The sequence below is a fragment of the Akkermansia sp. UBA7090 genome, from assembly GCF_002493465.1.
GTDB lineage: Bacteria > Verrucomicrobiota > Verrucomicrobiia > Verrucomicrobiales > Akkermansiaceae > Akkermansia > Akkermansia muciniphila_A.
Genome location: NZ_DKYW01000001.1, coordinates 1 through 16,848 on the forward strand (window position 1 = coordinate 1; position 16,848 = coordinate 16,848).

Annotated in this window: 14 protein-coding genes; 11 read left to right on the forward strand and 3 right to left on the reverse strand. The window is 56.1% G+C overall.

What is annotated here, in order from left to right; all coding sequences use genetic code 11:
• Window positions 1-362: 362 nt before the first annotated feature.
• Window positions 363-566 carry a hypothetical protein gene (locus B3075_RS00005; protein WP_094137378.1) on the reverse strand — a complete coding sequence of 68 codons (204 nt, stop codon included), beginning with the start codon at window positions 564-566 and terminating at the stop codon, window positions 363-365.
• A 248-nt stretch (window positions 567-814) separates the two neighbouring features.
• Here B3075_RS00005 and lepA point away from each other — a divergent pair, with 248 nt between their 5' ends.
• The 7 genes from lepA to B3075_RS00040 all read left to right on the forward strand — a co-directional run bounded on the left by lepA (window position 815) and on the right by B3075_RS00040 (window position 10,399).
• Complete coding sequence (lepA, locus tag B3075_RS00010; RefSeq protein ID WP_290488594.1) at window positions 815-2,614, forward strand: translation elongation factor 4; 1,800 nt, start codon at window positions 815-817, stop codon at window positions 2,612-2,614.
• 361 nt (window positions 2,615-2,975) lie between these two features.
• Window positions 2,976-3,959: a thioredoxin fold domain-containing protein gene (locus tag B3075_RS00015; protein WP_290488595.1), complete on the forward strand. Its 984-nt coding sequence runs from the start codon at window positions 2,976-2,978 to the stop codon at window positions 3,957-3,959.
• Between the two features lie 230 nt (window positions 3,960-4,189).
• The gene (locus tag B3075_RS00020) at window positions 4,190-5,935 is read left to right on the forward strand and encodes a sulfatase family protein (RefSeq protein ID WP_290488596.1); all 1,746 of its coding nucleotides are present in this window, start codon (window positions 4,190-4,192) and stop codon (window positions 5,933-5,935) included.
• A gap of 113 nt (window positions 5,936-6,048) precedes the next feature.
• On the forward strand, window positions 6,049-7,605 hold the full coding sequence (locus B3075_RS00025; protein ID WP_290488597.1) for a beta-N-acetylhexosaminidase: 1,557 nt from the start codon (window positions 6,049-6,051) through the stop codon (window positions 7,603-7,605).
• Between the two features lie 121 nt (window positions 7,606-7,726).
• Window positions 7,727-9,142, forward strand: a complete 1,416-nt coding sequence (gene cysS / locus B3075_RS00030) for a cysteine--tRNA ligase (RefSeq protein ID WP_290488598.1) — start codon at window positions 7,727-7,729, stop codon at window positions 9,140-9,142.
• A gap of 4 nt (window positions 9,143-9,146) precedes the next feature.
• Complete coding sequence (locus tag B3075_RS00035; RefSeq protein WP_290488599.1) at window positions 9,147-9,485, forward strand: cupin domain-containing protein; 339 nt, start codon at window positions 9,147-9,149, stop codon at window positions 9,483-9,485.
• A complete protein-coding gene (locus tag B3075_RS00040) occupies window positions 9,485-10,399 on the forward strand; it encodes a DMT family transporter (RefSeq protein WP_290488600.1) in 915 nt (304 codons plus the stop codon). The genes B3075_RS00035 and B3075_RS00040 overlap by 1 nt, the downstream gene beginning before the upstream one ends.
• A gap of 192 nt (window positions 10,400-10,591) precedes the next feature.
• Here the strand turns inward: B3075_RS00040 and B3075_RS00045 are convergent, their stop codons facing one another.
• Entirely contained in the window at window positions 10,592-12,586 is a 1,995-nt protein-coding gene (locus tag B3075_RS00045) for an ABC-F family ATP-binding cassette domain-containing protein (RefSeq protein WP_290488601.1), read from the reverse strand.
• An 80-nt stretch (window positions 12,587-12,666) separates the two neighbouring features.
• Window positions 12,667-13,170, reverse strand: coding sequence for a peptidylprolyl isomerase (locus tag B3075_RS00050; protein ID WP_094137301.1), 504 nt, complete (start codon window positions 13,168-13,170; stop codon window positions 12,667-12,669).
• A gap of 201 nt (window positions 13,171-13,371) precedes the next feature.
• Here B3075_RS00050 and B3075_RS00055 point away from each other — a divergent pair, with 201 nt between their 5' ends.
• From B3075_RS00055 to B3075_RS00070, 4 genes are all read left to right on the forward strand, one after another.
• Window positions 13,372-14,145, forward strand: coding sequence for an Hsp33 family molecular chaperone HslO (locus B3075_RS00055; protein WP_094137300.1), 774 nt, complete (start codon window positions 13,372-13,374; stop codon window positions 14,143-14,145).
• A gap of 117 nt (window positions 14,146-14,262) precedes the next feature.
• Window positions 14,263-14,832 carry a hypothetical protein gene (locus tag B3075_RS00060; RefSeq protein WP_290488602.1) on the forward strand — a complete coding sequence of 190 codons (570 nt, stop codon included), beginning with the start codon at window positions 14,263-14,265 and terminating at the stop codon, window positions 14,830-14,832.
• Window positions 14,829-15,884, forward strand: coding sequence for a hypothetical protein (locus tag B3075_RS00065; RefSeq protein ID WP_290488603.1), 1,056 nt, complete (start codon window positions 14,829-14,831; stop codon window positions 15,882-15,884). Before B3075_RS00060 ends, B3075_RS00065 begins: the two co-directional genes overlap by 4 nt.
• Complete coding sequence (locus B3075_RS00070) at window positions 15,881-16,846, forward strand: GDSL-type esterase/lipase family protein (RefSeq protein ID WP_290488604.1); 966 nt, start codon at window positions 15,881-15,883, stop codon at window positions 16,844-16,846. The genes B3075_RS00065 and B3075_RS00070 overlap by 4 nt, the downstream gene beginning before the upstream one ends.
• Window positions 16,847-16,848: the final 2 nt, after the last annotated feature.

Genomic DNA, 16,848 nt, shown 5'->3' on the forward strand with positions numbered 1-16,848 from the left:
GGCTACCGTTACGACTTCTAACAGGAAGAAAAGGGAAAGGAGGCTCCCCGCAGCCTCTTTCCTCCGGGCCCTCCAGAGCCGTTCCGGAACAACTCCGGAACGGCTCTGAGTTTTTGTTTATCGTAGGATTATCCCCCTGGTCCACTTCCCGAAGATATTGATTAATTCAAAGTCAAAAAGTTGTGTTTACGTTTCCGAGGTAAACAAATGGAAGCCCGTTAACATTGCGAATACCGGTATCAAGAAGAATGATGCCGCCATGAACGGCGCATTCCTTCTTCAACCTCAGGGAATGAATGCCGCTGCCGATCCGCAGGATGTTTTTTCAACCATCCCGGCCGTAAAGCCGGAAACGACGGGTATCATTTATTTTCCATGAAGTAAGCCTGCAGAATACAAATAATATGCAGGACAATGGGAATGAGGGCGAAGATGAACCAATAGAGGAGGCCGTAAGCCGCTCCCACCACTAGGAACCAGATGATGGCCTGGACAAAGTGCCCCTTGTACAACTGGCCGAGACCGGGAATAAACAGGCTTAAAATGGCTGCTAAAAAAGATTTCATATGCTGGCTGAGTAAGAAATGACCGCACGGGAAAAGATTCCGCGTGCCTGTACCAGTTGAGAGCCTTCCTTCTTCCCCCACGTTCAATCTCCCGGCGCCTCCCCTGTCATGAATGACGGTTTTCCCGGAGCGAATGAAGCCGGCGCGGCAGGGAACGGGAGGCAGTCATGTTCAAGTCTTGACCGCCGCATGGGCTATGTTACCCTCCCCGCGCACAGGGCACTCATGTTAGAAGGGTAGAGACCACCATGTCCATTGAACTGACTCGCAATTTCTCCATTATCGCTCACATCGACCACGGAAAGACCACCCTTTCCGACCGGTTGCTGGAAAAGACGAATACCATTTCCGAACGGGAGAAGCAGGATCAGCTTCTGGACGCCATGGATCTGGAGCGGGAAAAGGGCATCACCATCAAGTCCCACCCCGTCACCATTTTCTACAAGGCCAGGGACGAAAAAACTTACAAGCTCAATCTGCTGGATACGCCGGGCCATGTGGATTTTTCCTACGAAGTGTCCCGTTCCCTGGCGGCATGCGAGGGAGCCCTCCTTATTGTGGACGCGGCCCAGGGAGTGGAAGCCCAAACGCTCGCCAACATGCACCTGGCCATGGATCTGAACCTGGCCATCATCCCCGTCATCAATAAGATCGACCTACCCAGCGCCAACCTGCCCAAAGTGTACCGCCAGCTGGAGGACATCGTCTGCATCCCCCATGAGGAAGCCATCCATGCCTCCGCCAAGATGGGCATCGGCATTGACGATATTCTGGAAGCCGTTGTTCAGCGCATCCCTCCGCCTGAAACGGAGCAGGACGGCTTTTTGCGCGCCCTGGTGTTCGATTCCGTTTACGACGCCTACCGCGGCGTGGTCTCCTATGTACGCGTCATTTCCGGCAGCGTGCACCGCGGCATGAAAGTCAAACTTTTCGCGACGGACGAAGTGTATGAAGTGAAAGAAGTGGGCATCTTCACGCCCAAAATGACCCGAACGGATTCCCTAGAAGCCGGCGACGTAGGCTACATCATCGCCAACATGAAATCCGCGGCGGACGTCAAGATCGGGGACACGTACACGGATTACATGCGCCCCTGCCCGTCCCCCCTGCCCGGCTTCAAGGAAATCCGCCCCATGGTCTTTTCCGGCATTTATCCGGTGGATTCCTCTGATTTTGAAGCCTTGAAAGCAGCCATGGCGAAGCTTCAGATTAATGACGCCGCTTTCTCCTTCCAGGCGGAATCTTCCGTAGCTCTGGGCTTCGGGTTCCGCTGCGGCTTCCTGGGCCTACTCCACATGGAAATCATCCAGGAGCGCCTGCGCCGGGAATTCAACATGGATATCATCTCCACCTATCCCTCCGTCATTTATGAGGTCACCAAGACCAATGGAGAGGAAATCAATGTGGACAATCCCAGCCTGCTCCCGGAACCTCAGGAAATTCAGGAAATCCGGGAACCTATCGTCAAGGTGTTCATCATGCTTCCGGGGGAATACATCGGGGACATCATGCAGCTTGTTCTGGAAAAACGCGGCAGCGTGGACAATACGGAGACCATTGACGACATGCGCGTGATGCTCACCTGCACCGTCCCTCTGGCGGAAATTCTGGTGGATTTCAACGACAAGCTCAAATCCATGACGCGCGGCTACGGCTCCATGGATTATGAATACGCCGGTTATCAGGCCGCCAAACTCATTAAAATGGACATGCTCATCGCCGGGGAACCGGTGGACGCTTTCTCCATGATCGTTCACCAGGACAAGGCCGCCTCCCGCGGCAGGGAACTGGCGGAACGCCTGAAAAACGTCATTCCCCGCCAGCTCTTCACCGTCGCCATTCAGGCCTGCATCGGCGGCAAGATTATCGCCCGGGAAAGCATCTCCCCCATGCGCAAGGACGTGACGGCCAAATGCTACGGCGGGGACGTCACCCGCAAGCGCAAACTTCTGGAAAAACAGAAGGAGGGCAAAAAACGCATGAAGGCCATCGGAAAAATCAACATTCCGCAGGAAGCGTTCATCAAGGTGTTGAAAACAGGGGATTAACCCATTTTCTTTCCGCAGGACCGCTAAACAGGTGCTTTCCCTTTTTCTCCCGGTTTTATATCAGTTCTCCGTTTGAATATGGAGAGACTGTTTTCCCGGGTTCTCTCGGCCTGTGTTTTGGCGAGCATACATGCCCCTGCCAACGGAGAGGATGAGGTCAGGATGGATATTTACGAGCAGACCTTTCTTTTTGACGGCAAAACAACTGGAAACGTCACGCGCGTGGTAACACCCGTCAGCAAATTATCGCCATACGGAACCGGAAGCAGAAGGAATGAGAAGCCAAGAAACACTGAAACCGCCGCAGTCGTTGAACAATTCCCGGTTGCGCATTTTTCCCTGTTATGCTATCAGGTCAGTCATGAGTCTGCCCAGGCTGTCCATGCTTCTTCTTGCCTCCGCCGCCCTCTGCTCCTGCGTAGGGACCTCTCCGGAACAGGAAGAACCGAAGGTAAAAAAAAGCCTTTCGGAATACATGCAGGACAATAAGGCCAATTCCATCGCCAATGTTCCGACGGGGCTGTTAAGCACTACTCCGAATCAGCAACAGGCCACCCATCTTACCGCCACCACACAGGAGGAAATGACCAGGGCAGACAGCGGGGCCGTCTATTACACGGACGCTCATGACCCGGACGCCCCCATCCCCGGACTGGAAGAGGCTTTCGCCCAGCGTAAGGAAAACGAACGCTGGATCCAAAGCTATCCCACCGCCCTCCGGGAAGCCCAGAGTACCGGAAAACCCATTCTCATCTGGTTCCACCATTCCGTGGGCAGCCCTCCCAGCAAAAAACTTGGGACCGAACTTCTCCATACGAAGGAATTTGAAGACTGGGCAAAAAGGAATGTCGTCCGCGTCTGTTACGACCAGGCGGAAAAATTTGAAAGCGAACCTGTTTACAGGAAGCGCCAGAAGATGCTGGAATATGTGAAAAAGGCTCCCTCCCTGTTTGGCGTGAGAGGAACGCCCGTACTTCTGGTCATGTCTCCGGACGGCTCCAAAGTGGATACGCTGCGCGGTTACTACACCGAACAAAACGCCCTTTACTTTGACCAGATCAAGAACAGCGTCAAGCTGGCGAAGCAACAATATGAAGAGTTTAAAAAAACGCTGATTCCCAAAGGCTACCGGGTCTGGACAGGAGTCAATGGCAATACCGTCTTCGCCAAGCTTTCCCGCTATTCGGAAAAGACCCGGACCCTCTGGCTCCAGGAGCTGGACGGGCACCAGAGCAAAACATCCCTGAAGAGGCTCAGCCTTGAAGACAGAACATGGCTTCTGGAGCAGAAAGAAGCCCATGAAAACAACGGCCGGAACAAGCGATCCGGCCCACGTGACGCCTGAACGGCTTTTCCCCGGCTGTCCGGCTGCGGAACGGTTTATTCATGAGCTTCCGCTCCAGCCCCATTTTTGTATTGAAATATAAAACTGATATTCTATTTTTCCTAAAACTCTCTTCCAGCGTTTTTTCTTTCGGGGATGTGGTCTTTTCCGCTCCGGAGGAAATGCCCTTACAGACAAATCCCGCCGCTTTCCCTTCCAACCATTCGCCTGTTTAATTCATGATTTCAACAATGAACCGTCATGCCGCCACCGCCCTGATGCTTGCGGCCTGTTCCCTGTCCGCTTCTGCAGACCAGCCGCAGAAGCAAACGACGGACCAGCGCCCCAACATCGTAGTCATTGTCACTGATGACCATTCCTACCAGACCCTGGGCACCTGTGAAAAGGACTCTCCCATGCCTTATCCGAACTTCCGCAAACTGGCGGACGAAGGCATGGTCTTTGACCGGAGCTACTGCGCCAACTCCCTGTGCGGTCCTTCGCGGGCCTGTATTTACACGGGCCGCCATTCCCATATGAACGGGTACCTCTTCAACGAACATGCGGCTCCTTTTGACGGTTCCCAGCCCACTTTCCCGAAAATGCTCCAAAAGGCCGGTTACCAGACCGCCATCGTCGGCAAGTGGCATCTGGAAGCCATTCCGCCGGACGCCAAGGGAGACACGTCCAAATATGAATCCAACCCCACCGGATTCGATTACTGGGAAATTTTCCCCGGCCAGGGCAACTATTTCAATCCGGATTTTATCACTCCCGGCAAAGACGGCAAGCGCGTGGTGAAAACGGAACCCGGCTATGCCACGGAACTGGTCACGCAAAAAAGCCTCAAATGGCTGGACCAGAGGGACAAGGACAAGCCTTTCATGCTCGTCGTGGGCCACAAGGCTCCCCACCGCTGCTGGTGCCCCTCCATTCAGAATCTGGGCCGCGCCAAACAGTATGCGGACGCCATTGACCCGCCCGCCAATCTGGAAGACGATTTTGCAGACCGTCCGGAATTCCTGAAAATGACGGAACAGACCCTGCTCAACCATTTCAACGTATGGTCTGACGAACACCTGATCAAGGAGGTGGTCCCGGAAGACATACAGAAAATGCTTTCCTGCCCGGAATCCAAGACCCTGCATACCCAGTATGACTGGGAAATGCCGGAATGGGTGCGCATGGACCCGCAGCAGAAGGAAGCCTGGTACAACTATCACAAGGCCCGCACCGTACAGCTTGTCAAAGATATTAAAAACGGAAAAATCAAAACGCAGCGTGACATTTTGCTGCGCCGCTGGCGCCATTATATGGAAGACTATCTGGGCACCGTTCTTTCCGTGGATGAAAGCATCGGCCAGATCATGGATTATCTGAAACGGAACGGCCTGGACAGGAATACGCTGGTTCTCTACTGCGGAGACCAGGGATTCTACATGGGGGAACACGGCCTGTACGACAAGCGCTGGATTTTTGAAGAATCCTTCCGCATGCCCCTCATCATGAGATGGCCGGGCCACATCAAGCCAGGCGTGCGCTCCTCCGCCATAGTGCAGGAACTGGATTATGCCCCCACTTTCTGCGAGGTAGCCGGGGTAAATACCAAGGAAAATATGAACACCTTCCAGGGCCGCAGCCTTACTCCCCTGTTCCAAACCGGGGAACATCAGAATTTCAAGAATCGTCCTATCTATTACGCCTTTTACGAAAATCCGGGCGAACACAACGCTCCGCGCCATGACGGACTGCGCACGGACCGTTATACGCTCTCCTATATCTGGACCAGCGACGAATGGATGCTCTTTGACAACCAGAAGGATCCGGCCCAAATGCACAACGTCATCAACAAACCGGAATATGCGGAAACCGTGAAAGAGCTTAAAGCCCTGTACGGCAAGCTCCGCAAAGACTACCAGGTGCCGGAAGGCTTCCCCGGAGCCACCGGCAAACTGGCCGTCAAGCCGCAGTGGGACTGCGCTCCCTCCAGAGATTGACGCCGCCATTCACCGTTCCTCCCGAAACACGGGTTATCCGGAACACGCCATTGACGGCGGAAAGACAAGGTTTAACTCCTCACACAAACAACAGCCATTACCACACGCGCCGCATGAAATCAATTTTGCTAGCCGCTGCGTTCCTGGGCTCCCTCTGCTGGGCCGGAACCAATCCCTACAACATTATTCCGGAGCCCGTCAACGTGACGACGGCTTCCGGAACTACCAAAAACCTCAAGATCGTCCACGAGCAAAAAGTCGCCGGACTGGGCAATGAAGGGTATACCATGAAACTGACTCCCGGCGGCGTGGAACTCCGTTATACCACGCCCAACGGGAAGGCCATGGCGATGGCGACCCTGCTCCAGCTTCAGGACCAGCTTTCAGATGCTCCTGAAGGCCTTCCCTGCGGCAGCATCCAGGATTCCCCCGACTTCGGCTGGCGCGGCATGATGGTTGACGTGGGCCGCTACCACTACCCCATGAAGGAGATCTATAACTTTGTGGACGCCATGCATTACTACAAATACAACGTCCTGCATCTCCATCTGACGGAAGACCAGGGCTGGCGTCTCCCCGTGCCGGGCTACGATAAGCTCCGCACTATCGGCGCCGTCCGTCCCTCCGCCCCGGCAAGCCAGAACAACTCCCTGCTGGCCAATGAAGGCATGTATACCAAAAAGGAACTCCAGGACCTGGTAGCCTACTGTAAAGCGCGCGGTATCCAGGTGCTCCCGGAAGTGGAAATGCCGGGCCATAACATGGCCCTGGCCGCATCCTATCCCGAATTCTGCTGCAATACCAAACGGGCCCAGGTATGGACGCACGGCGGCGTTTCCTCCAAACTGATTTGCCCGCAGAAACCGGCCACCAAAAAGTTTCTTAAGGATACCTTCCACACCGTTCAGCAGATATTCCCTTTCCCGTACATCCACATCGGCGGTGACGAATGCCCCATGGGAGACTGGAAGAAATGCCCGGACTGCCAGGCCGCCCGGGCCAAAAAGGGCCAGGGGGATAATGTGGAAGCCCAGATGAGCGATTTCACAAAAAGCCTGACGGCCATGCTCGCCAAGCACAGGAAAAAGCCCATCCTTTGGTATGACATCAACAAGAGCTACTACCACAAGGGGGAAACCGTCATGTCCTGGCTGCCGGGAGAATTCCCGCGTTGCATTGACAAGACGAAGGAACAGGGCATCGACCTCATCGTCACTCCCCAGTTCAAGTATTATCTGGCGCGCACCCAGATGAAATTCCCGGCGGACGACGTGCGCGCCCGGCCCGGGGGCGCCCCCATCCTGCTGAAAGACAGCTACAACTTCGATCCCCGCAACGGACGGGACAAGAGTGACGTCAAGCACATCAAGGGCATCAACCTCTGCATGTGGGCGGAATGGATTCCCTCCGGCGAATTGCTGATGTACATGACCTATCCTCGCGCCATGGCAGTTTCCGAAACCGCGTGGGGCAATCATAAAAACCGTCCAAGCCTGGAAGAGTTTGAAAAGAAAATGGAAACTCACAAAAAACATTTCCAGAAGCGTTTCGGCTATACTTTAGAGCGCACGGTGGAAAACAAACCCTACCGGGAAAAATTCATCACTCAGGAGGAAATAGAACGTATCAACGAGAATTATAAAAAGGGCCAGCAAAACGCGGATAAATAGCGTTTCCTTTTCTCTCGCCATCCTCTGATTCTTTCAAGGCCGGGGCCGCGGACTACCGCAGAGCCTCGGCTTTCTTTTCCCGCTTGACCGGGAAGCCCTCTTCCCTTCTAATCGTTCCGCCATGTTACACCTTTACGATACCCGCACCAGAACGGCCCAGGACATTTCCCCCATGGATGGAAAAACGCTGCGCTTTTACTGTTGCGGACCCACGGTGTACGGTCCTGCCCACATCGGCAATTTCCGCACCTTCGTGATGCAGGACGTCTTCCGCCGTGTCCTGGAACTGGGGGGGATTCCCACCACGCATATCCGCAATCTGACGGATGTGGATGACAAAACTATCCGGGATTCTCAAAAGGCCGGCGTTTCCCTGGCGGAATTCACCGCTGGCTGGGCGGATCTGTTCCACCGGGACTGCGCCGCACTTAATTGTCTGCCTCCCCATGCGGAACCCTCCGCCGTGGGCCATATTCCCGAACAGATACAAATGGTCCAAACACTGGTGGAAAAGGGCCATGCCTATGTCTCGGAAGACGGTTCCGTGTATTTCAGAATTTCTTCCTTCCCGGAATACGGAAGGCTTTCCCACCTGGACGAACGTGAACTGGATTTAGGAAAAACCGCCAATACCCGGTCCAACGCGGACGAATATGAAAAGGATTCCGTGGCAGACTTCGTGCTGTGGAAGAGCCGCAGGCCGGAAGACGGCGGCAACTTCTGGCCCTCTCCCTGGGGAGAAGGCCGCCCCGGCTGGCACCTGGAATGCTCCGCCATGATCCATAAATACTTCGGCAATGACTTCGATCTCCATTCCGGCGGCGTGGATCTGGTATTCCCCCACCATGAAAACGAAGTGGCCCAGTCCCGCTGCGCCTGCGGCGGAGGCTTCGCGCGCCTGTGGTTCCACATCACGCACCTGCTGGTGGACGGCGGCAAGATGTCCAAATCCCTGGGCAACATGTACACGCTGGCGGATTTGGACAAACTGGGCCATAAGCCGTCCGCGGTCCGGTACGTGCTGGCGGGGGGCTATTACCGCCGTCCGTTGAATTTCACCCTTTCCTCGCTGGAAGACGCCAAAGCCGCGCTGAACCGCCTGGCCAAATTCGACACGCAGCTCAGGAACGCCTCCGGAACGGATTCCGTTCCATCCTATGAGGAATTCTGCGCGGCACGCCCGGAATTGGGAATCTTCCAGCCGGCATGGGACAGCCTGAACGATGACCTGAACACCCCGGAAGCTCTGGGCCATGTCTTCAGCGCCATCAAAAAGGCGGATATCTCCTCTCTTTCACCGGAGGAGGCGCTCCGCCTGCGGAATGCCTTCCACTTTATCCTGTCCGCCTTCGGCATTATTCTGCCGGAAGAGGAACAGGAGGAAGCTCCGGAAGAAGTTCGCGTTCTGGCGGATCAACGCTGGCAGGCCAAGCAGAACCGGGACTGGACGGAAGCAGACCGTCTGAGGGCGGAAGTGGCAGCGCTGGGCTGGGTCATCAAAGACCGCAAAGACGGATACGACCTGGCACGCAAATAAACGAATGGACTCCTTTTCCCCCATCCCCAATCATACGGGCTTCACGGCCAGGGACCTGTCTATGGACAGGCCGGGAACCCTGAAAGGCGGCGCCTTCGCCAAAATAAGCCCCGGTGGCGGAGGCCCCCTTTCTCCGCACCGCCATGCCCACGCCCACTTATTCATTGTCACCCGTGGAACAGTCTCCGTCATTCTTGACGGAGAAGAACGAACGGTTCACAAGTACGAATCCCAGCTCGTTCCCGGCGGCGTTCTCCATGCCGTCTGGAACAGGAATGCGGAACCGGCGGAAATCCTGGGCCTGACGCTGGAAGCGCCTTCCTCCCCCACATCGTCAATTTAATGAGTTCCCGACAGCGCACCCTGGGACATGCCGCCGCCCTCATGACCATTATCATCTGGGGAACGACTTTCGTCTCCACCAAGGTGCTCTTACGGGACTTCACCCCCGTCACGGTACTCTTCACGCGCTTTGTAATAGGATATGCCTTTCTCTGGTGCCTGAAACCGCGGGTTCTTCCATTCTCCGGCTGGAAAAAGGAACTCCTGTTCGCCGGAGCGGGATTGACCGGGGTTACCCTGTATTTCCTGCTGGAAAACATCGCCCTGACTTACACTTTCGCCTCCAATGTGGGAATTATCGTGGCCGTGGTGCCTTTCTTCACAGCCCTTCTAGCCCATTTCCTGCTGAAAGGGGAAGGCTTTTCCCGCCGTTTCTTCCTGGGTTTTACCGCCTCCTTCACGGGTATCTTCCTTATCATGGCAAACGGCGCCTTCGTGCTGGAACTGAATCCGGCGGGAGACATCCTGGCGCTGGGAGCGGCCTTCGTCTGGGCGGCGTATTCCATTCTGATGAAAAAAATCGGCGTCAACACGTCCAACATGATCATCTGCACGCGCCGCATTTTTTTCTATGGCATCGCGCTGATGATCCCCGCCCTGTGGGTCCTTCCGGCAAATATGGACTGGCGTCTGATGGCAAAACCCGTCAATGCCGTTAACCTGCTGTATCTGGGCCTGTTCGCTTCCGCACTGTGCTTCCTGACCTGGAACCGCGTGGTGGAAATTCTGGGAGCCGTCAAGTCCAGCGTTTACATTTACATGGTACCAGTCGTAGCCGTGGTGGCCTCAGCCATCATTCTGGGGGAACGCCTGACCTGGATATCCCTGGCGGGGATCCTGCTTACCCTGTGCGGCGTCACGATTTCAGAGTACAGAAAAAAAACACGGAAGAGCGGGAAGAAAAGGCCATCCTGAAAAAAATCTGATTTCTCCCGTTCCGGTTCTCAATATTTTCCCCCCTTGCAGGGAAATGGACGGAAGGCGCTTTCAGGACATGCCAGGCTTATGATTTCCCGCAACGGACAAACATTCATTTATCACGTTGCGGAAAAGCTTGTCTCCGGATTAGATATCCGGCAACAACAAAGTTTCCTGAAGAAAATCCTCTCAGCTCCCGGAAACGCTTCTTTCCGCCTCTTCTTGAATGCGCGCTTCCGTCTCTTCAATCTTTTCCGAAAGATCTGCCCATTGCGTAAAACAGGTTTCCAGCTGCCGGTCCGTTTGCTGGAAACGGGAGGTAAGCTCCATGACGGCTTCCGTATCAGCCGCTACTTCCGGACGTTCCAACTGAGTAGTAATTTCCGTTTTTTCCGTTTCCAGCCGCGCTATTTCTTCTTCCAGCAGCTCCAGTTTCTCCTGAAGCGGACGCAGCAGGCGCGTCTTCTTCTGGCGGATTTCCGCCTCCATGCGCCTGCGTGCCTTTCGGTCCAGCCCGGCTCCCGGTTGCGCCGTTCCGGAAGAGGGTGAGGCGGCTGCGGCGGCCAGGGCCTGATCCCGCTCCACCTTTTCCAAATAATCAGAAACGTTGCCCAGGTACACGCGCGGTTTTTCCCCCGGGACAAATTCCAGAACTTTCGTCACGATGGGGTCCAGGAAGCTGCGGTTGTGGGAAACGATGCAGTAGGAACCCGGATATTCGGACAGGGCCTGTTGAAGCACCTGCTGGGACTGGATGTCCAGATGATTGGTCGGTTCATCCAGAATCAGGAAATTGGCCGGATGCAACAGCATGCACACCAGCGCCACACGGGAGCGTTCGCCCCCGGAAAGCACGCCAACGCGCTTGTGCACGTCATCCCCCCGGAACAGGAAACAGCCAAGCAGATTCCGGACCATGGGCGCAGATTCCCGCGTGGCGGCAGCTTCCACGCATTCCAGAACCGTTTTCTCCGGATCCAGGTCGTCAGCATGCGTCTGGGAGAAAAAAGCTACCTGCGTATGGCGTCCCATGGTCACGCTGCCGAAGCTGGGGGCCTCTCCGCCGGAAATAAGACGGGAAAATGTGGATTTCCCTGCCCCGTTTACTCCTACAATGGCAATGCGGTCCCCTTTTACGATTTCAAAATCCACATCCTCAAAAACGGCAACGGGGCCGTAATGCTTGGAAACCTTTTCCAGCCTGACTACAGAATGGGCGCCGGCTGGAGGAGCAGGAAAGTGAAAGTTCATGACGGCGTCATCCTCTTCCACCTCAATCAGTTCCACTTTTTCCAGCTGCTTGATGCGGGACTGCACCAGGGAAGCCTTGGTGGCTTTATAACGGAAACGGTCAATAAACTCCTTCGTTTTGGCGATCTCCCGCTCCTGGGCTTTTTTCTGGCGCAGCAGAATCTCCTTCCGCAGCACGCTTTCCTTCAGGAAATAGGAAAAATTGCCCGCGTACTCCTCCGCACGGCCGTGGTAAAAAGCAATCGTACGGGAAACCAGGGAATCCAGCAGCGCGACATCGTGGGAGATGAGGATGATAGCGCCCCGGTAGGAGCGCAGGTACTGTTCCATCCACCGTTGGGACTGGATGTCCAAATGGTTGGTAGGTTCGTCCAGAAGCAGCACTTCAGGTTCCCGGAGCAGCAGTTTGGCCAATGCGATGCGCATTTGCCAGCCGCCGGAAAATTCTCCGCAATCCCGGTCAAAATCCCTGTCTTTGAATCCCAGGCCGCGCAGGATAGATTCCGTCCGGGGACGCAGCCGGGCGGAATTATGGGCATGCAGCACCAGTTCCAGTTCCCCGATTTCATTGAGAACTTCAGAGTAGGCGGCGGAACGGGGATCCAGCCCCGCCATTTCCCGCGTCAAGGCATCAATGCGCTCCTGAAGATCCATCAGGTCCGCAAAAGCGGACATGGCTTCATCAATCAATTTGCGCCCGCGGATATGAATTCCTTCCTGGGGCAGATAACCCACCTGGGAATGCCTGGATTTGATAATGGAGCCGGAATCCGGTTCATTCAAACCGGCGATGCACTTCATCAGCGTGGATTTTCCCGCGCCGTTATGGCCCGCCAGGGCAATTCTTTCCCCATCCTCCACTGTAAAGGATAGGTCATTGAACAGGACGCGCGCGCCATACTGCACGCGCAGGTTTTGAACAGCCAGAACCATGTGCTGAAAAAGCAGAGAGAGGAAAACAGCGGAACGGGCGTCCCCGCGCCGCGCTCCGCTGAATGAATGCCGGAATGAGGTTATTTACCAAGCGCCTTGTTCCACGCGGCAATGCGGTCGGCCTGTTCCGCAAACAGATCATCCGCATTATCTTCAATCGTAATGCCGGAGATGGTGTCTCCCTGCTTAATGGAATCCACTACGCTCTGGCCTTCCGTCACCTTGCCGAAGACGGTGTGCTTGCCATTCAACCAGTCGGTGGGCACATGGGTGATGAAGAACTGGGAACCGTTGGTGCCGGGGCCCGCGTTCGCCATGGAAAGCACGCCGGGGCCGTCATGCTTGAGGTCCGGGCGGCACTCGTCTTCAAACCTGTAGCCGGGGCCTCCCATGCCCGTGCCGGTGGGGTCGCCGCCCTGAATCATGAAATCCGGAATCACGCGGTGAAACTTGAGCCCGTCATAAAACCCCTTGGAAGCCAGATTCAGAAAGGAAGCCGCCGTCACGGGCGTCTTGGAAGCAAACACCGTCAGCTTGATGTCGCCCTTGGAAGTATGGATGGTGATATTTTTGTCAGTTGCCATGGGTGCATGTTAAACGCGCCAAAAGGCATGGTAAAGGCTTATTGCGTGCAGTCCCCGGGCCCCTCCGTTATTTCCCGCCCGTTTCTCTGCCGCACCTTTCCATGCCGGGAAAAGAATACTGCCGCGCCTGCCTGTCATGATGGTTCCTAATGACAGGAGGAACGGTTGATTTTCCATAAAGGAAGACCGAACTTGAATGGCATGAGCGAAGAACTGGTAGAAGAATTCATTACGGTTGAATCCATTTTTGTCCGCGGACGCAATTGTCTGGCGCTCAGGTCAAAATTCTCTCCCCTGTTTACGGACTACTACCTTCACCTCATGCAGTACGGCCTGCGCAACGAAGAACTCTGCGACAGCCTGCTGAAAGAACTCATGGCCTATTTCACTCTCTACATGGTCGCACGGCCCTGGGCGGAACAACATGCCTGGACTGTCAATCTCCGGACGCCTGCCGTCGCCAACCTGTTTGTGACCGGTTCTTCCCTGACGGAATCCGTAGTGGGGCGCGTCTTCACCCGGGACATCAAGGAACCTGAGGAAAACACGCTGTATTCCACCCTGCTCCGCAAGGGGTTTGACCCGCAATACTCCGTCGTACCCATTCCGGGAACGTCTCCGGCACGGTGGGTGGAGGAATTTTACAGGCAAAGCGAACAGAGAAACGCCCGCTGCATTGAGCTCCCGGATGAATGCTATACCATGGTGACGGCCCAGCCTGACGCGGATGAAGAATGGCTTGCTTCCCTTACCCGGGAGAAAATGGCCCATCTGGAAGAAGATGAAAATACCCGCGTGCTGGAAACGCGCCGGTTCCGCTTTTACTGCGGCTGCACGCTGGACCGCATCCTGCCTACGCTCAAGACCCTTCAGAAAAACAAGGAAGACCTGTTCCAGGGAGAAGAGGAACTGGAAGTCACCTGTCCCAGGTGCGCCGCCATTTACCGTGTGACGAAAGAAAATCTGGAAGATTGAGACATACATGATTTCTTTCTGACAATTAGTCTTTTCGGCAACGAACTTCGTGCTTAAACTTTCCTTGTGCCGACTTGTCCGAAGTGTTTACATAATTTCCACCGCGGGGCGGAATCATTGTGCCCCCACTGCGGTTTTTCTCTGGAAAATCTGGACAAAAAATACGGCAAAGACGCCATTCCCTACCGCCGCGTATGCGACAACGCCGGAGCTCTCCGGCAGCAGGACCGTGTGAGGCTGAATGCCCTGCTGGAGAAACTGGAGCGCCGCATTCCCCCCGTTCTCCTGTCCGTTTATTTCCCCAACATCCTGGAGCCCTTTTCCCTTATTCCACACAGTTTCTGGACAATGAACCACCTGACGGTGGACGAGGCAGGCTTCCCCAACCACCAGGGACCGCTGGACCCCCAGTGGCTCCTGATTCTGGTGCTGGATGTGCGGACGGACACGGCCTGCTTCATGTGGGGGTATGAACTGGACCCTTATGTAGAGCCGGACCTGATCAACAAATCCATCATGAAAGCCCGCATCCCCCTGCGGGAAAGCATGCTCCTCCAGGCCGCGGGTTCCATCATGAAAAACGCCGTCCAGCTCGTAGCCCGGAAAGCGCGCTCCAAGGTCAGGCATCCCATGCGCTATGGATTAACGCCTCCCGCTCCTGCGGACCGGAAAGGAGGCGGCGCATGAAACCCATTTTATGCCCGCTCCTGCTGGCGGCGGCCATCTTTCCGGCTCCGGCCCAGGAATTACCTGCCCTGAAATGGACCACCCGCGACCAGCAATCCCTGATGAAAGGCGCGTGGTGGAATGCCAACCCTCCCTTGCTGCCCCCTGTGGATGCGGCGGCCCCCTCCGATCCCATGCCGGAACCCGCCGCCAATGCAGACTCCCCCGCCGTAGACCCCATTCCGGAGGATTTTACGGACGTCAATGAATATTTCCTGCCGGACTACATCCGCACCTCCACAGGCCTGATTGACCCCCAGAAGCTTCTTGCGGAAGTGGAAAGCAATGACGTTATCGAGCTTATCAAGCTCGTCAAATCCCGTTACAACGTCAACCTGTTCGTCAGCATCTTCGCGGCCGGGCAAAAAGTCCCCCCTTCCGTCAATGCCCCCACGATCGCCCGCCAGATATTCAGGGACAAGGAGCGCAACCTGCTGCTCCATTTCCACATGGGGGATATTAAAAGCGCCCAGATCGCACTGGATCCGGAGCTGAGTTCCCACCTTGGGGATGCGGGACGGCGGGATCTCCTGTACCAGGTGAAGCAGGACGCCTCCCGATTCACCAACCCGCAGGACGAACTCATTGAGGCCATGATTTCCCTGGCCAGAAGAACGGAGGCGGACATGGCATCCGCCCCCAGGCCCACCCTTCCCGCACTGGAGCCTGACAACCCTGCCAGCATCCCGGAAGCCAACATCACCATCCAGGAACCGGAGGAAACGCAAGAATCCTCCCTCCATGCCATGATGAAAGCCTGGATGACCTTCGCCCTGGCCAATGTAGCCGGCATCATCCTGCACATCTCCGCACTGGCGGCCATAGTGGTGCTCTGGCTGGTCTGGAAAAACAAGAGAGTGGTGCATCTGCTGCCGTCAGAGCCGGACAAGCGCCTGGGCGCTCCCCACGGCGCCTCCCAGAGCCGCCCCGTGAACTACTGCATGCAGGACAGCCGCGGGCCGAACTCCATCGGACGCAGGCAAATGCGCCAGCACATGCGCGACGTCTCATGACAGAATCATCCTCACCCCCCGGAATCCGCGCCTCCCTGAATGAGGCGGGAGAACTGGCGCTTACCGCGGTGAACGCTCCGCCGGAAGCCGTCATCCGAATGGACGTGAATGCGGACTCTCCCCGCATGCTCTGCACGCAGGGCCGCTATCTGGCTCCGGTGCAGGCCCCGCCCGGCGCGCGCATCCGCTTCCGCCTGTTCCGGGGAAAACGCGGCATTACAGCCCCGGAAACCTTCATCATGCCCGGACCTCCTCCCGCCCGGGCCGTACCCTCCACGCTGATTCCCTGCACCCAGGACCGGGACTTCATGATTTACGACTGGGCGTCCCGGCATGAAGCCGCGTGCCGCATCGTGCGCGAAACACGCCCGGACCTCCTCTTCATCGGAGACTCCATCACGCATTTCTGGGGAGGTGCGCCCGTGGATGAACCGCACCGGGACATTTTGCAAAAATCCCCGGAAACATGGAACCTGTGCACGGCGGGAATGCGGGCGGTCAATCTGGGGTTCGGCTACGACCGGGTGGAAAACGCCCTGTGGCGGCTCCGCCACGGAGAACTGGACGGTGCGGAAGACAATGCCGTTTGCGTAGTGCTCCTGGGCACGAACAACCTTGCGGAAAACACGGACGGGGAAATCCTGGAAGGCATTCGTGCCGTCTGCCGGGAAATCACCGGCAAACTGGCAAAAGCCGTCATCATCCTCCAGGGATTTTACCCGCGCAACAGCGCCCGGGAAGGTACGGCGGAACGCATTGCCGGCATCAATCTCCTCCTGAATCGCCTGGCCGCGGAAGAAAATTTCATTTATACGGAACCGGGACGCGTCATGGCTAATAGCGACGGATACGTCCCGGAAGAGCTTTCCAGCGACGGACTGCACCCTTCTGCGGCCGGTTACGCACGCATCGCCGCCGTACTGGCTCCCGTCATCAGACGGGCGGCTGAACGGAAAAAATGACG

What these genes read in the sequence shown, in the direction of transcription:
- B3075_RS00005 (WP_094137378.1), bottom strand. Translation starts at nt 566, where the DNA reads ATGAAATCTTTTTTAGCAGCCATTTTAAGCCTGTTTATTCCCGGTCTC.
- lepA (WP_290488594.1), top strand. Translation starts at nt 815, where the DNA reads ATGTCCATTGAACTGACTCGCAATTTCTCCATTATCGCTCACATCGAC.
- B3075_RS00015 (WP_290488595.1), top strand. Translation starts at nt 2,976, where the DNA reads ATGAGTCTGCCCAGGCTGTCCATGCTTCTTCTTGCCTCCGCCGCCCTC.
- B3075_RS00020 (WP_290488596.1), top strand. Translation starts at nt 4,190, where the DNA reads ATGAACCGTCATGCCGCCACCGCCCTGATGCTTGCGGCCTGTTCCCTG.
- B3075_RS00025 (WP_290488597.1), top strand. Translation starts at nt 6,049, where the DNA reads ATGAAATCAATTTTGCTAGCCGCTGCGTTCCTGGGCTCCCTCTGCTGG.
- cysS (WP_290488598.1), top strand. Translation starts at nt 7,727, where the DNA reads ATGTTACACCTTTACGATACCCGCACCAGAACGGCCCAGGACATTTCC.
- B3075_RS00035 (WP_290488599.1), top strand. Translation starts at nt 9,147, where the DNA reads ATGGACTCCTTTTCCCCCATCCCCAATCATACGGGCTTCACGGCCAGG.
- B3075_RS00040 (WP_290488600.1), top strand. Translation starts at nt 9,485, where the DNA reads ATGAGTTCCCGACAGCGCACCCTGGGACATGCCGCCGCCCTCATGACC.
- B3075_RS00045 (WP_290488601.1), bottom strand. Translation starts at nt 12,586, where the DNA reads ATGGTTCTGGCTGTTCAAAACCTGCGCGTGCAGTATGGCGCGCGCGTC.
- B3075_RS00050 (WP_094137301.1), bottom strand. Translation starts at nt 13,170, where the DNA reads ATGGCAACTGACAAAAATATCACCATCCATACTTCCAAGGGCGACATC.
- B3075_RS00055 (WP_094137300.1), top strand. Translation starts at nt 13,372, where the DNA reads ATGAGCGAAGAACTGGTAGAAGAATTCATTACGGTTGAATCCATTTTT.
- B3075_RS00065 (WP_290488603.1), top strand. Translation starts at nt 14,829, where the DNA reads ATGAAACCCATTTTATGCCCGCTCCTGCTGGCGGCGGCCATCTTTCCG.
- B3075_RS00070 (WP_290488604.1), top strand. Translation starts at nt 15,881, where the DNA reads ATGACAGAATCATCCTCACCCCCCGGAATCCGCGCCTCCCTGAATGAG.